This window comes from Streptomyces sp. NBC_01267 (assembly GCF_036241575.1).
GTDB lineage: Bacteria > Actinomycetota > Actinomycetes > Streptomycetales > Streptomycetaceae > Streptomyces.
In genome coordinates, this window is record NZ_CP108455.1 from 3,242,531 (window position 1) to 3,257,233 (window position 14,703).

General features: G+C 69.7%; 14 protein-coding genes. 5 read left to right on the forward strand and 9 right to left on the reverse strand.

Annotated features, from left to right (window positions below; genetic code table 11):
• Window positions 1-2: 2 nt before the first annotated feature.
• A complete protein-coding gene (locus OG709_RS14790; RefSeq protein WP_250301301.1) occupies window positions 3-587 on the reverse strand; it encodes a CGNR zinc finger domain-containing protein in 585 nt (194 codons plus the stop codon).
• A 98-nt stretch (window positions 588-685) separates the two neighbouring features.
• Between OG709_RS14790 and OG709_RS14795 the strand changes: the two genes are divergently transcribed.
• Complete coding sequence (locus tag OG709_RS14795; RefSeq protein WP_250301300.1) at window positions 686-1,378, forward strand: haloacid dehalogenase type II; 693 nt, start codon at window positions 686-688, stop codon at window positions 1,376-1,378.
• 88 nt (window positions 1,379-1,466) lie between these two features.
• Window positions 1,467-2,069, forward strand: coding sequence for an HD domain-containing protein (locus OG709_RS14800; RefSeq protein WP_250301299.1), 603 nt, complete (start codon window positions 1,467-1,469; stop codon window positions 2,067-2,069).
• 60 nt (window positions 2,070-2,129) lie between these two features.
• Here the strand turns inward: OG709_RS14800 and OG709_RS14805 are convergent, their stop codons facing one another.
• Both OG709_RS14805 and OG709_RS14810 read right to left on the reverse strand, forming a co-directional pair.
• Complete coding sequence (locus tag OG709_RS14805) at window positions 2,130-2,669, reverse strand: GNAT family N-acetyltransferase (RefSeq protein ID WP_266642497.1); 540 nt, start codon at window positions 2,667-2,669, stop codon at window positions 2,130-2,132.
• 196 nt (window positions 2,670-2,865) lie between these two features.
• Window positions 2,866-5,463: a bifunctional FO biosynthesis protein CofGH gene (locus tag OG709_RS14810; protein WP_250301297.1), complete on the reverse strand. Its 2,598-nt coding sequence runs from the start codon at window positions 5,461-5,463 to the stop codon at window positions 2,866-2,868.
• Window positions 5,464-5,692: 229 nt separating this feature from the next.
• On the opposite strand from OG709_RS14810, the gene OG709_RS14815 reads away from it, so the two are divergent.
• The gene (locus OG709_RS14815; RefSeq protein ID WP_250301296.1) at window positions 5,693-6,760 is read left to right on the forward strand and encodes an urea transporter; all 1,068 of its coding nucleotides are present in this window, start codon (window positions 5,693-5,695) and stop codon (window positions 6,758-6,760) included.
• A gap of 111 nt (window positions 6,761-6,871) precedes the next feature.
• Here OG709_RS14815 and OG709_RS14820 read toward each other — a convergent pair whose 3' ends face one another.
• Window positions 6,872-7,288: a heavy metal-responsive transcriptional regulator gene (locus OG709_RS14820; RefSeq protein WP_326694666.1), complete on the reverse strand. Its 417-nt coding sequence runs from the start codon at window positions 7,286-7,288 to the stop codon at window positions 6,872-6,874.
• A 122-nt stretch (window positions 7,289-7,410) separates the two neighbouring features.
• Between OG709_RS14820 and merB the strand changes: the two genes are divergently transcribed.
• Window positions 7,411-7,977 (forward strand): organomercurial lyase, encoded by a 567-nt coding sequence (gene merB / locus OG709_RS14825; protein ID WP_329166461.1) that lies wholly within the window; start codon window positions 7,411-7,413, stop codon window positions 7,975-7,977.
• Window positions 7,978-8,093: 116 nt separating this feature from the next.
• Here merB and OG709_RS14830 read toward each other — a convergent pair whose 3' ends face one another.
• From OG709_RS14830 to OG709_RS14840, 3 genes are all read right to left on the reverse strand, one after another.
• On the reverse strand, window positions 8,094-8,837 hold the full coding sequence (locus OG709_RS14830; protein WP_266642492.1) for an alpha/beta fold hydrolase: 744 nt from the start codon (window positions 8,835-8,837) through the stop codon (window positions 8,094-8,096).
• A gap of 475 nt (window positions 8,838-9,312) precedes the next feature.
• Window positions 9,313-10,395, reverse strand: coding sequence for a MarR family transcriptional regulator (locus OG709_RS14835; RefSeq protein WP_329166464.1), 1,083 nt, complete (start codon window positions 10,393-10,395; stop codon window positions 9,313-9,315).
• 386 nt (window positions 10,396-10,781) lie between these two features.
• Window positions 10,782-11,612: an LLM class F420-dependent oxidoreductase gene (locus OG709_RS14840; protein ID WP_266642489.1), complete on the reverse strand. Its 831-nt coding sequence runs from the start codon at window positions 11,610-11,612 to the stop codon at window positions 10,782-10,784.
• A gap of 229 nt (window positions 11,613-11,841) precedes the next feature.
• Between OG709_RS14840 and OG709_RS14845 the strand changes: the two genes are divergently transcribed.
• Window positions 11,842-13,353 carry a CehA/McbA family metallohydrolase gene (locus OG709_RS14845; RefSeq protein ID WP_266642487.1) on the forward strand — a complete coding sequence of 504 codons (1,512 nt, stop codon included), beginning with the start codon at window positions 11,842-11,844 and terminating at the stop codon, window positions 13,351-13,353.
• 44 nt (window positions 13,354-13,397) lie between these two features.
• Here the strand turns inward: OG709_RS14845 and OG709_RS14850 are convergent, their stop codons facing one another.
• Together OG709_RS14850 and OG709_RS14855 are read right to left on the reverse strand one after the other, a co-directional pair.
• Window positions 13,398-13,664: a DUF397 domain-containing protein gene (locus OG709_RS14850; protein ID WP_329166468.1), complete on the reverse strand. Its 267-nt coding sequence runs from the start codon at window positions 13,662-13,664 to the stop codon at window positions 13,398-13,400.
• Window positions 13,665-13,676: 12 nt separating this feature from the next.
• Window positions 13,677-14,561, reverse strand: a complete 885-nt coding sequence (locus OG709_RS14855) for a helix-turn-helix domain-containing protein (RefSeq protein ID WP_250301287.1) — start codon at window positions 14,559-14,561, stop codon at window positions 13,677-13,679.
• Window positions 14,562-14,703: the final 142 nt, after the last annotated feature.

A 14,703-nucleotide genomic window follows, 5' to 3' on the forward strand; every position in this document is an offset into this window, starting at 1 on the left:
TCTTACTCCGGGTGCCGCGGCTCCCGGAACATCGGCGACTGATTCCCCCCGACATCGCGTCCCTGTTCGGCGGCTTGCCTGCGGGCTCGATAGGCCGCGGCTTTTACGCGATTGCCGCAAGCCTCCATGCCGCACCACGTGCGACGTGCACCACGGGAGCGGTCGAGATAGAGGCGAGTACAGCCCGAGCGACCGCACTCCTTCAAGCACGCGTGGCGGTCGGCGAGCACGGCGATCCCGCTGCGTGCGACGTGGGCCAGCGCGGAGCGGAGATCCCCTGACAGATGCAAGCCTGCGTCGCTGAGTTCGACCGTGGGTTCCGGCCCGACGGCTGCGTCATTGACGATCTCCAGGGCGGTCGGCGCGAAGCGACGATCCCGCATGCGATCGAGCGCCAGTTGGTGGATCGCCTCGCGGAGCTGCAGCGCGGCTGTGAAGGTCGCGGCATCGGCGGTCACCTGGTCGGGGAGTTCGTCGCATTCGAGGACCCACTGCTCAAGATCGGCGGGGGCGACCAGGAGGTCGACGGGCTTGTCCCGACGGGACCCCACGGTGCCCACCAGGTCCAGAGCTGGGTTGCCACTCACGAATGCGAATCTCACGTCACCATCTTGACCGGTGACGCGAGGTCGAGCAACACTCGTCACCGGTTGAACCAGTGACGCAACCATCGAGAGGAGGCCGGATGGCCGAGGTGTGCGACGTCGAAGTCGTCGTCTTCGACGTCCTCGGAACGATGGTCGACGAGCAAGGCGGACTTCGAGCAGCCATTCGCGAGGCGGTGCCCGCGTCCGACGATGCGTCTGTCGACCACCTGCTCACCGTGTGGCAAGAGCATGTCGAGCACGAGCAGCAACGCATCGGCGAAGACAGCCGGGCATACGCCAACACCGAGATCATCGACCGTGAGGCAGCTCAACGCGTGGCCGCCCGCGCCGGACTCACCGATCCGACGGTCATCGAGCGACTGGCGACCGCAGGGCAGCGCCTGAGTCCCTGGGACGACTCCCATTCCGGACTCACGCGCCTCGCGCGGCGATTTCCCGTACTGGGGCTCTCCAACGCCAGTCGCGCAACCCTGCTCCGCCTCAACGCGTACGCCGGGCTGCGCTGGCACCAAGCTCTCTCCGCCGAAGACGCCCAGGCCTACAAGCCCGCGCCGGACGTCTACCGGCTCGCGGTCGACGCGGCAGGATGCCCGCCGGAGCGCGTATTGATGGTCGCCGCCCACGCCTGGGACCTTCGCGGAGCTCAGACGGTCGGAATGCGAACCGCATACGTTCGGAGACCGGTCGGGGATCCTCCGAAGAGGACCGACACCTTCAGCTGGCGGTCGAACAGCCTGGATGAGTTGGCCGCCACGCTGACGGCGGCGTAGAAGTGTGCTGATCCCGCGCCGGCCAAGCTGTTCACGGCGGACTGCTGGACAGGGCTCGGCAACGTCACGGAAAGGCAGGGCAGATGCCATGGACGACAACCTCCGCGAACTCTTCGACTTCATCGCCTTCACCGCCCGGCTGCGGGAAGTCGAGCGGCACAACAACGCCACCTCCGCCAGGAAGGAGAGCGTGGCCGAGCACTCGTGGCACCTGGCGCTGGTCAGCTGGATCCTGCACCGCGAGTTCGAGCGGGAATACGGCCATGCGCTCGATCTGGAGAAGATGCTCAAGCTGTGCCTGATGCACGACCTCGTGGAGATCGACGCGGGCGACCCGTCGGCCTGGAGCGCGCAGCCCGACGGCGACAAGGCCCGGATCGAGGAGGAGGTCGCCCAGCGCCGGTTCTCCGGGCTCCCGGACGGGCTCGGTGCCGAGTTCCTCGGGCTGTGGCACGAGTACGAGGAGGGCGCGACGCCCGAGGCCCGGCTCGTACGCGGAGTGGACCGGCTCAACCCCGCGCTGATGCGTCTCCTGACCGGTCAGGGCTGGCAGGACGTCGGTGCCGACGCAACCGCACTGGACCGGCTCCAGCTGCCGCGCGTCCAGGCGAGCGAGGCCCTGACCACGCTGTACCGGGAAGTCAGGGACGCGGCGGTGGCCCAGGGGCTGCTGCCGAATTCGGATGTGTGACGTCGGCTCGGCACTGTTGGGACCGATCCCGGCGCTGTCCCGGCTGGGTCGAGCACGAGCTCAAGCGGACGGCGGGACCGGGGACCGCAGGCCGAGCCACTGCTCGGCGTCCCAGGCCCGGAACCGCTCCACCTCGGTGAATCCCAGCTTTGCCGCGAGGCGCATCGAGCCGACGTTGGCGCTCTGGGTGTGGAGCACCACCGGATTCCCGGGAAGGACGCCGTCGAACCAGTCGAGTGCCGCCGCGCACGCCTCGGCGGCGTACCCGAATCCCCACGCCCCCGGCAGGAACAGGTAGCCGAGATCGACCTTCCCCGCGGCAGCCGGGCGACCGTGCTCCGGTGCTCTCCTGAGCAGGATCTGGCCGATCATCGCCCCGTCGAGATCAACGACGAAGCTCCCGGGCCACCGCTCGGGCACCCCGGGCATCTCCCGCTCAAGCTCATCGCGAGGGCGGGGACCGCCGAGGTAGGTGTGCACCTCTGGCGACGCCAGCAGCTCGATGAACGCCGCACGGTCCCGGGCCTCGGACTCACGGAGCACGAGCCTCTCGGTCCGGATCGGGGCAGGCGGCCAGGCGACGGGTCCGAGTTCAGTCATGTCGGCCAGCCAATCAACAGACTCGGCAGCGATCAAGACTCGCAGTGTGCTGTCGAGTTCGAATGCCAGGATCTCACCGGGCTCGCAAGGGTTGGCGTACAGGGTCTTCTCTGCTGAGGCCACGGCGTCGAACAGCCCCGAGCCGTGAGCCGGTCCGCGCGCACCGCACCGCGCGGACCGGCTCATGCCACAGCTCTCAGTCCCCCAACACCGGTAGCAGCTCCGGCAGATGACCGTCCGAGGCCGTCGCCGCCGCCACCCGTTCCTCCGGCACCTCGCCGTACAGCGTCGTCCGGGGGCGCGACGGGCGGCCCGCCAGGTCCGCGATGGCGATCAGGTCCTGGATCGAGCGGTACGAGCCGTAACTCGACCCGGCCATGCGGGAGATGGTCTCCTCCATGAGCGTGCCGCCCAGGTCGTTCGCCCCGGAGCGGAGCATCTCCGCCGCGCCCTCCGCGCCCAGTTTCACCCAGCTGGTCTGGATGTTGGGGATGTACGGGTGGAGCAGCAGCCGGGCCATCGCGGTGACCGCGCGGTTGTCGCGGGTGGTCGGGCCCGGCCGGGCGATTCCGGCCAGGTAGACCGGGGCGTTGGTGTGGATGAAGGGGAGCGTCACGAACTCCGTGAAGCCCTCGACGCCCTTCGCCAGCGCCGTCTGCTGGATCTGCGCCAGGGTGCGGAAGTGGCCGAGCCAGTGGCGGGGCTGGTCGACGTGGCCGTACATCATCGTGGACGAGGAGCGGATGCCCAGTTCGTGGGCGGTGGTGATGACCTCGATCCAGGTGGCCGTGGGCAGTTTGCCCTTGGTGAGGACCCAGCGGACCTCGTCGTCCAGGATCTCCGCCGCCGTGCCGGGGATCGAGCCGAGGCCCGCCTCCTTGGCGGCGATCAGCCACTCGCGGATGGACATACCGGTGCGGGTCGCGCCGTTCACGACCTCCATCGGGGAGAACGCGTGGACGTGCATGTCCGGGACGCGCTCCCTGACCGCCTTCGCGATGTCGAAGTACGCCGTGCCGGGCAGGTCCGGGTGGATGCCGCCCTGCATGCAGACCTCGACGGCGCCGACGTCCCACGCCTGGGCGGCGCGGTCGGCGACCTGGTCCAGGGAGAGGGTGTACGCGTCGGCGTCCGTACGGCGCTGGGCGAACGCGCAGAAACGGCAGCCGGTGTAGCAGACGTTGGTGAAGTTGATGTTCCTGGTGACGATGTACGTGACGTCGTCACCGGACACGTCCCGGCGCAGCTCGTCCGCGATCCGGGTCAGGGCGTCCAGCGCCGGGCCGTCCGCGTGCAGCAGGGCGAGGGCCTCGTCGTCGGTGAGCAGCGTCGGGTCGGCGGCGGCCTGGCTGAGGGCCTGCTTGACGTCCGTGTCGATACGGGACGGGACCATGCCGGGGGCGGCCTGCTCGCGCAGCGCCTCCCAGTCCCCGTACACCTCGTCGAAGTCGTCGCGCCGGTCGGAGGTGCGGCCCTCGGTGTCGATGGTGTGGTGCAGGTCGGTGCGGCCGGTCGCGGTGAAGCCCTCGTCGGGCTCCTGCCAGGGCAGCCCGGACGGCTTGACGCCCTCGCGGGCCAGCCCGGTCTCCGGGTCGGCCAGCGCCCGGACGTGCGGCAGCAGCCGGGGGTCCAGCCAGGGTTCGCCACGCTGGATGAACTCCGGGTAGATGGTGAGGCGTTCACGCAGCTGGAACCCGGCGTCGGCGGTCCGCGCGGCCAGTTCGTCGATGTGCGGCCAGGGACGCTCGGGGTTGACGTGGTCGGGGGTCAGCGGGGAGACGCCACCCCAGTCGTCGATGCCCGCGCCGATGAGCAGCGCGTACTCCGCGTCGACCAGGTTCGGCGGGGCCTGGATACGGGCGGACGGGCCGAGGATGTGCCGGGCCACCGCGATGGCTGCGGCCAGTTCCTCCAGCTCCGCGTCGGGCATCGCGCGCATCGCGGTGTCCGGCTTGGCACGGAAGTTCTGGACGATGACTTCCTGGATGCCGTGGTAGGAGCGGGCGGTCCTGCGCAGCTCGAAGAAGGCGTCGGCGCGCTCCTCGTACGACTCGCCGATGCCGATCAGCACCCCGGTGGTGAAGGGCACGTTGGAGCGCCCGGCGTCCTCCAGGACGCGCAGCCGTACGGCGGGTTCCTTGTCGGGCGAGCCGTGGTGGGGGCCGCCCGGTTCGCTCCAGAGGCGGGTGGCGGTGGTCTCCAGCATCATGCCCATCGAGGGGGCGACCGGCTTGAGGCGCTGGAGGTCGGTCCAGGTCATGACGCCGGGGTTGAGGTGCGGCAGCAGGCCGGTCTCCTCCAGGACGCGGACGGCCATGGCCCTGACGTACGCGAGGGTGTCGTCGTACCCCTCGGCCTCCAGCCACTCGCGCGCCTCGGGCCAGCGCTCCTCGGGGCGGTCACCGAGGGTGAACAGGGCTTCCTTGCAGCCGAGTTCGGCGCCCTGCCGGGCGATCTCCAGTACCTCATCGGGGGACAGGTACATGCCGTGTCCAGCACCCCTGAGCTTGCCGGGCACGGTGACGAAGGTGCAGTAGTGGCACTTGTCCCGGCACAGCCGGGTCAGCGGGATGAACACCTTGCGCGAGTACGTGATGACGCCGGGCCGCCCGGCCGCTTCCAGTCCGGCGTCCCGGACGCGGGCGGCCGAAGCGGCGAGATCGCGCAGGTCGTCGCCGCGCGCCTGGAGCAGTACGGCTGCTTCCCCCGCATCGAGGGCGACGCCGTCCCTGGCCCGCTTGAGCGCGCGACGCATGGCATTTGCGGTGGGTCCTGCGGGCTGCGGATCAGTCATGAACCGAGCATACGAGCGTCATTTGGCACTGTCTCCGGCGCCTTCCCCGGCCGGTCTCCGACGCCGGGTGCCTGCCGGCTGGTAGGCCTCTGGAGAACGACGGATACGGGACACCATCAAGCACATCAGACATCTCTCACAGAGAGAGACAGATCCGTCCAGATCAATACAGATTCAGTTAGGGGACCGCCGTGCACAAGACCCATCAGCGGACCGGGGGTGAACCGGAGTGGCATCGGGCCTGGTGACATCGGTGGTGCGCTCCCCGGTGGGGAGTTTCGTCGAGGCGGTGCTGCGCGGTGTGGGGCAGGTGATGCTGCAGGACAACCCGCTGACCGGGGCGATCTTCCTGGTGGGGATCTTCCTGAGCAGTACGACCGCGGGGCTGTACGCGTTGCTGGGCACCGCGGTGGCCACCGCCACGGCGATGCTGGCGGGGGTGGACCGGGCAGCGGTCCGCCACGGCCTGTACGGATTCAACGGCACGCTGACCGGGATCGCCCTGTCCGCCTACGCCACCCACGGATACGCGCGGTTCGGCTATGTCGTGTTCGCCTGCGTCGCCGTCACGGCCTTCACCGCGGCCGTCCACAACTTCGTGAACTCCGCGCACATCCCGACGCTGACCGCCGCGTTCGTGGCGACGACCTGGGTGTTCCTCGCCGGACTGCGCCAGTTCGGCCGGCTGTCCGGGAGCACGGCCCTGCCCGCGGCGCGGCTGCCGACCGAATCGCTGTCCGGGGCGCAGGACCTGACAGCGAGCGATCTGCTGCACGGCTTGTTCAACGGCATCGCCGAGGTGCCGCTGCAGACCGGCCTGTGGACCGGGGTGGCGCTGCTGGTCGGGATCGCCGTCAACTCGCGGATCTCCGCGGCGGCCACGGTGGCCGGGAGCCTGATCGGGCTGCTCGTGGCGTGGGGGCTCGGCGCCTCGGAGGCGACGCTGCGGTCCGGGCTGGCCGGGTACAACGGGGTACTGACCGCCATCGCCCTCGCAGGTCTGTACTACCTGCTCAGCTACCGCTCGGCAGTGTTCGCCGCGGTGGCCGCCGCGCTGAGCGTCGTCGTGGAGGGCACATTCACCACGGTCCTCGCCCCGGTGGGACTGCCGGTCCTGACGGCGCCCTTCGTCGTCACCACCTGGCTGTGCGTGTTCGCCGCCAGCTCGTTCACGCGGCTGTACGCGGTCCACCCCGAGGACGCCACCACCCCGGAGGGCAACCTGCGCACGGTGTCCCGCCGCTGGCACAGCCGGGACCGGCATCTCAACGCGCGTGTTCCGGACACACCGAGGTAGCGGAGCACGCGGGTGCGGCTGGGCCGGAGTAGCCGAAGTAGCGGGACTGGCCGAAGTGGACGGTGCGGCCGGAGTAGCTGGATCAGCCGGAGCAGCCGGAGCAGCCGGAGTTCAGGATTCGTCCCGCCGGGGTGGGCTGATGATGCGGCAGATGTTCTCGGCGTCGCTGCAGGACTGCGGGTCGGTCTCATCGGCCAGCCGGGCGAGGCCACGCAGGGCGGTGCGGGTCTTGCGGAGCTCTGCCATGCGCCGGTCGATCTCTTCGAGGTGCCGGTGGATGAGGTCGGTGACGTGGCCGCAGGGTGCCTCGCCACTGTCACGGAGGGCGAGGACGCCACGGATCTCGGCGAGGGTGAGGCCGGCGTGCTGGGCGTCGCGGATGAACGCGAGGCGGGGCTCGGCGGTGGCCGGGTAGTCGCGGTAGCCGCCCGGGGTCCGTGGCGGTTCCGGCATCAGGCCGGCCTGTTCGTAGTAGCGGATCGTCTTGGTGGTCAGTCCGCTCCGTGTGGCGAGTTCCCCGATGCGCATGTCTTCAGGCTAGCTCTTGACCTTCCAGTGCGGTGGAAGGTCTAGCGTCGACTGCAGAGGCTTACGGACCAGCAGAGGTCTACGGGCCTGCAAAGGCTTCGGACGACCAGGAGGATGACGCCATGCGGATCACGGTGCTGACGGTTCCGGACTGTCCCAACGGGCCGGTCGTGCAAGCGCGGATCACGACCGCGCTGGGTGGCCGGGACGCCGAGATGGAGCTGGTCGAGGTATCCGAGCAGGCCGAGGCCGAACGGGCGGGGATGTCCGGCTCGCCGACCGTCCTGCTCGACGGCGTCGACCCGTTCGGGAGCGCCGGGGCGACGCCGAGCGTGTCGTGCCGGATCTACCGGCACGCCGGTGGCGAAGTCGACGGGGCGCCGAGCGTGGACGAACTGCGCACGGTCCTGACTGCGGCGGGCCTGACTTCGACGGACCTGACTTCGACGGGCCTGCCCGACCCGGCGGACGGCGACTGCTGCGCGGGGGACGCGCTGGACCTGGTCGGCCGGGGCAGTCTCCCGGCGCCGGCTGCCGACGTCTGCTGCGACACCCTGAACTTCTTCGCCGACCGGACCGCTTCGGCCTGGGCCGGTCAGCACCCCGATGTGAACGGCACCGTCGTCGACCAGGCGAGTGCCGAGAGGATCGGCCGGACGACCTTCGGGCCGCTGCTGACCGACAGCTGACCTCCGGGAGCCGACAGGTCAGGGCTCCCGACAGGTCAGACATCTGGTGCACCACAGCCGTCGACCGAACAGCCTGACCACCCGGTCGTGGTGACGTCACCCGTGTTGTCGTGACGTCACCCGTGAGCCTTCACCATGTTCTCGACGGCCTTGATGACGACATCTGGACGCTCGGCCGGAATGTCGTGCGAGGTCTTCTCCGCGACGACGAGCTGCCGGTTCGCGGACGCGTCCGCGAACTGCCGCAGCGCGTCCCGCCACAGCTGCGCGTCCTCGGGCGTGTCGAACGGCGTCGCCGACGACGCGATAACGGTCGCAGGGACGCTCTTCGGCCACGAGACCGCGTGGTAAGCCCGGTGCATCGGCCCGTAGTTGCTTGCCGTGGCCAGGAGCTGGCGGGTCACCCTCGTCGAGAGCTGACCGTCGAGCGCCGCCACCTGCCCCTGGTTCGCCGCCTCGATTCGCGCAGTTTCGCTGTCCGTGTAGAAATTGGGCAGGCTCGCGTCCACAAGCACGGCGCCGGACAGCCAGCGCGGATTCTTCTTCGCGAAATAGGTGGCCACCTCGCCCGCCTGGGAATGCGATACGAGAATCACGTTGTGGGTGACACCGAGCTTGGTGAGACCGGCCTCCAGATCCGATGCGGCATTCTCCGCATTCCAGGAGCCGATGATTTCTTCGCTCTTTCCCATTCCGGTCCGGTCATAGGTGATGACCTCGGATCCGGTCTTCTTGGCCAGGGCGGGCGCGATCTTCTTCCACTGCGACGAGTCCAGACCGCCCCCGGCATCCAGGACGATGGCCGGGAGGTGGCCGGGCGTGACGTGGAAGGCCAGCTTGTGCCCGTTGTTCTCGATCATGTGCAGCGAAGGATCAGCGGCTGCGGTACCGGTAGCAGCTGCGGTGGCCGAATGCCGACCTGCTGCGGCCGGTGTGGCGGCGACAGCCGAGCCCGTGGAATTCCCGCACGCGACGAGGGCCCCGGTCACCACAGCGGCCAAGGCCACGGTCGTCAATGCTGCCTGACGGCGGCGGCGGCGCGACGATGATGCGGATGAATTCATGACACTCATGACTCTGCTCCAGAGGGAGAGGAAAACACCGGGCGCCGATCGGCTTGTTGAATGCTTTCGACGCTTGCTGCGAACTCCTCAAGTCTCGCCAGGCGCGGGCCGCCGAACGATGGGGCTGCACGGTGAGTGTCCGGTGCACCTGGACTCCGGGTTCTTGGTGGGGCTACCCCCAGGTCTTGGCGGCCTGCGCTGCACTGCTGGCGGGGATCGTGCCGGCCGCCGAAAACCACGCGCGCGTACGCCCGGCTGTCAGCGAGACCGGCTAGGACCTGCCCCGGGCGGTGATCCGGCGGCGGAGGTTGCCGACCAGCGCGTGGATGTCACGTTCGGCGGGCACGTCGACAGCAGCAGTCGGGGACAGGCCCTGCGCAGATGTACGGCAAGGGCGGCAGAGGCCGTCGGGGAGGGCGCCGGACGGTCCGGGTGCGCCGCACTCCGTGCATTCCAGCAGCAGTCGGCGTTGTACGGGAGTGCCGGGCGCGGCCGGTGCGGGGATGGCGGGCAGGTGCGGCGGGATCTTGTCGCGGAGGCGGCGGCGTACGAAGCCGACAGGAGAGCCGACCTGGGCCGGGAGGCCCGAACTGAGCGCGTGCGTCAGGTAGTCCGGGTTCACGCCCCGGTCCAGCCAGGCGGCGGCCAGAGGTTCCAGTACCGCACAGTCGGCGGCGGAGAGCGCCAGCCGCGGGTCGGTACGGCCGAGGCTGGCCAGGGCGAGATAGGCGGGCGAGGAGTGGTCCGGGGCCGCCACCGTTCCGGCGGTTCGCTGCTGCGGTACGGAAGGTGCGGACGGTACGGAAGGCACGGGAAGCACGGAAAGTACGGGAGCCGTAGGAGCGGGCAGTGCCACGGAGGCTTCCGCACGGACCTGCTCCACGGGGGCTTCCGCCTGGGCCCACGGCGGCGGAACCTCGGGTTCGGCCGCCGTAACGTCCTCCACGACCCGGTGGTTCTCGGCTTCGGCGAAGGCGTCCCACCACTCGTTGTCGCGCGCGGTACGCGACCAGTACGTGAGGGTGACCCAGCGGCTGTCGCTCCCGCCGGTCCGGCACTGCGCGCGCCGGAGATGACCGGCCACGGTCAGGGCCTTGAGGGCGCTGCCGACGGCCATCTGCCCGTACAGCGGGATGTTCTTGGCCAGCGTCTTGATGTCCATCGCCGCACCGTCGGGGAGACGGTCGACGTAACCGGCGATGTAGCGCTCCCGTTCGGGCAGCATCGTGAAGTCCGCTGGACACGGAGGCAGTTGGTCCGACGCGGATCGCTTGCCGTAGCCGTGGTTGGCCTTCGGGTGCGGGCGGGACGACGCGGGTGCGTGCAGGGCAGAGCTATGGTTCTCGGTAGCCACGGGGTCGACCTTTCGACCTTTCATCGATCTTGTGGTGAGACCCCGGCCTGGTGTTGTGAGCACCGCGTCGGGGTCGTTTTTTCGTTGAGGGCAACGTACGCAGCCGTTACGGTGCGTCGCAAGCCGCTCACGATAGTCATACTTACCGGTCGCGACGGGTCCGGGAGGGGAGGGAGGATTCCCCAACCCCCCTCCCCCACCCACCGGTTGAAGAGAGCGCTCGGATCCCGGAGCCCGGGTCCCGGCCACCGGATCCCGAAGCTCAAGCGCCGGGTCCGGCCCCCACCTCGTACCCACGAAAGAGTGAACCGGCCGGTACCGGAACTCGAAGCCCGACACCCGAAGCCCGGGGCTCGGGTCTTTCAGGCAGGTCCCCCGGACGGCGCTCAGCCCAGAAAAGAGGCGTACGCGTCGAGCACGTCCAGTACGCCCTTCTCGCCCTCCGAAGGCAGTTGCAGCACGGTCTCCTCGATGCCCAACTCCGCGTAGTGCGCCAGCTTTCCGGGCGACGGCAGTACCGCGTACGGCACGACCTGGAGCTTCGACGGGTCGCGGCCCGCGTCCGTCCAGGCCTGGCGCAGCACCGGCATCGACTCGCTCAGGCCGCGCCCGCCGATCGGCATCCAGCCGTCCGCGTACTCCACGATGTCCGCGAACAGCTTCGGACCGGCCGCCCCGCCGACCAGGGTGCGTACGCTGCCGCCCTGCGGTTTCGGGTACGCGTGACTGGCCCGGACCGAGCCGAACTCGCCTTTGTACGATGCAGGTTCGGCTGCCCACAACGCCCGCATCAGCGCCATCCGGTCCTTGCCGAGTTCGCGCCGGGTCGTCCACTTCACTCCGTGGTCGGCGGCCTCCTCCTTGTTCCAGCCGAAGCCGAGACCGAGTGTGAACCGGCCACCCGAGAGGTGGTCGAGGGTCGCGATCTGCTTGGCCAGGTCGATCGGGTCGTGCTGGGCGATCAGCGTGATGCCGGTGCCCAGGGTCAGGGTCTCCGTCACGGCCGCGGCCTGGCCCAGCGCGACGAACGGGTCCAGCGTCCTGCCGTACTCCTCGGGCAGTTCGCCGCCCATCGGGTACGGGGTGGTCCGCTCCACCGGGATGTGGGTGTGCTCGGGCAGATACAGCCCGGCGAACCCCCGCTGCTCCAGCTCGCGGGCGAGTCGTACGGGGGTGACTGTCCGGTCGGTCAGGAAGATCGTGGTGCTCAGCCGCATGACTTCTGCCCTCATCCCTCGGTGCCGCGTGGCCTCGGTGGCCCGTGGGCGCGAGGTTATGACGTACGGGTGGGAATTCCGAGTGCGTACGGAGAACGCGCGGCGAACGAAGTCCGGGCGCCGCGCCCCGGCCCCCCGTACGCCCTCTTCCCTTCTCTCCCGGTTCACGGCTGAATACCAGGGTTCAACTGCATCGCTCGTGTCCCCCACAGACCTTGGAGCCGTTGGCATGACCACTGGAGAGATGGGCAGGCGCGGCCTGCTGGTGACGGGAGCCGCCGGCGCGCTTACGTTGGGAAGCGTGAGCTTCGCGAGCGCGGCAACCCCGGCAGACGGCGCGGACAACGGCGGGGCGCAGGCCGACCGGACGAAGACCGTGCGGGGCACGCTCCCGCCCGGTTCGCCCGACTACGTCTATCTCCCGGTGGACGTGCCGAGTGGCGTACGGGAGCTGGCCGTCTCCTACACGTACGAGAAGACGCCCGTCCCGGCGGGCACCCAGGGCAATGCCCTGGACATCGGCATCTTCGACGAGCGGGGCACCGCGCTCGGCGGGCAGGGGTTCCGGGGCTGGTCGGGCGGGGCGCGCAGCGAGTTCTTCATCCGGGCCGACGCGGCTACGCCCGGCTATCTGCCGGGTCCGGTCCGCGCGGGGCGGTGGAACATCGCGCTCGGCCCGTACACCACGGCGCCCGGGGGCCTGCCGTACGCCGTGACGATCACCCTGCGGTTCGGTCCGACGCCCGCTTCGCCGAAGCCGGTGTATCCGCCGGTGCGGGCCAAGGGGCGCGGCCGGGCCTGGTACCGGGGCGACTGCCACATCCACTCCGTGCACTCGGACGGGAAGCGCACCCCGGCCGAGATCGCCGCGCTGGCCCGCACGGCGGGGCTGGACTTCATCAACACCAGCGAGCACAACACCAGTTCGGGCCACAGCGCGTGGGACGGGCTGTGGGGTGACGACCTGCTGATCCTGACCGGCGAGGAGATCACCACCCGCAACGGCCATGTACTGGGGATCTCCACCGACCACGGCACCTGGGTGGACTGGCGCTACCGGGCCCGCGACAACCGATTCGGTCACTACGCCCGGGAGATCCGCCGCGCGGGCGGCCTGGTGGTGCCCGCGCACCCGCACGCGACCTGCATCGGCTGCAACTGGAAGTTCGGCTTCGGTGAGGCGGACGCGGTGGAGGTGTGGAACGGCCCGTACACCCTGGACGACGAGGTGTCGGTGGCCGACTGGGACAACACGCTCGTGAGCGGGGCCAGTTGGACGCCTGCCATGGGCAACAGCGACGCCCACAAGGACCCCGACGCGATCGGCACCCCGCAGACCGTCGTCCTCGCCGACGACCTGAGCCGGGACGCGATCCTGGCCGGTATCCGCGCGGGCCACTCGTACATCACCGAGTCCTCGGCGATCTCCCTCACCTTCGGCGCCTCGGGCGGCCGGGCCCGGCACGCGGGCATCGGCGAGCGGCTGCGGGTGGCGGCCGACACCCCGGTGACCGTCCGCCTGGAGGTCACCGGCGCGCCCGGCTGCACGGCGAACTTCGTGACGGACCAGGGCACGCTCTTCAGCACCGAGCTGCCCGCTTCGGGCTCGGGCACGGTGGAGTGGCAGACGACTCCCTCGTACGCCGCCTACGTACGGGCCGAGGTGCGGCACGCCCCGAAGGCGGCGGGGCTGCCGGGACCGCTGGCCGCGCTCACGAACCCGGTGTTCCTGGGGGGCTGAGTGAGACGCCGCCGGCTGAGGGCTCCGGTTGCAGGAGGGATCCGTCAGCCGCGCGGCCCGTCCGCGACCACGGCACCGGCACCGGCACCGGCACCCGCACCGACACCGGCCTTGACGTCGTCGAGGAACGCCTGCCAGGCAGGGGCCCGGACCACGAACGCGCCGCGCCCGGCGTCCTTGGAGTCGCGGACGGCCATCCCGCGCCCTTCTATCCTGGCGCCCTCCACGCAGTTGCCGCCCAGGTCGTTGCTGTACGACGACGTGAACCAGTCCGCTCCGCGCACTATCGCGGTCTCAGCCATGGTGCTCATGGGCATGGATGTTCAAAACTCCTTGAGTACTGTCTTGATCAGGCGCAGGGACTCCTGCGGTCCCGGAGCCAAGGCAGTCAGGTCCGCGAACACTTCGGCGTAGCGCTCGACGGTGGCGTCCCGTCGCGCGATCCACGCGTCCGCCAGGTTCTCCAGGTAGACGATGGGCTTGAGTACCGATCTGTCCGGAAATTGCAGGAGCACGAAGGGGCCGTTCATCCCGGAGTGCGCACCGTGCCCGAAGGGGACGACCTGCACCCGGACATGGGGCATGGACTCGGCCATGTCGACGATGTGCCGGAGCTGTTCACGCATGATGTCGGCGGAGCCCACTCTCCGGCGGATCACGGCCTCGTTGATGATGGCCGTGAACTTGAGCGGAGCCACCTCGCGGCGGAGTACCTCCTGCCGGGTCACCCGCACCGCGACGAGCCGGTCGACCTCGCCCGTGCCGAGACGCTCATGGGCCCGCTGGTGGATGACCCGTACGTACGACTCGGTCTGGAGCAGCCCCGGCACGAACTCGGACTCGTACGTCTGGAGCGTGGACGCGGTCGCCTCCAGCCCGAGGAACGCCTTGAATCCCGGGCTGATGACCGGCCGGTACTCGGGCGACTGCCACCAGTCCTGGCGTGTCTTCGTGACCGCCGCGTACCCGATGAGCAAGGCGCGCTTCTCGGCGCTGGCTCCGTAGATCTCGCAGAGCGCCATCACGTCGGGCTTCTCGACCGACGCGTTCTCGCCGGTCTCCAGTCTCGTCAGTTTCGAGGGGCTCCACAGGAGCTGCTTCACGACCTGAGACGCCTTCATCCCGGCCGCGATGCGTAACTGGCGCAGTTCACTACCCAGTTGCAGGCGGCACAGAGCGGGCGTGGCCGACTCTATGTCCGTGATCATCTGCTACCTCCCTGTAGGCATCGCCCAGTGCGGCGAAAGACGTCACACGCGGGCGAAAAACGTTCTGCGTCCCAGCAGAAGGCTGCACGTTCCCCCACGAACTGGGCGCATGCCAATGGAACTTGCCGTCGAAAGTTGAGAT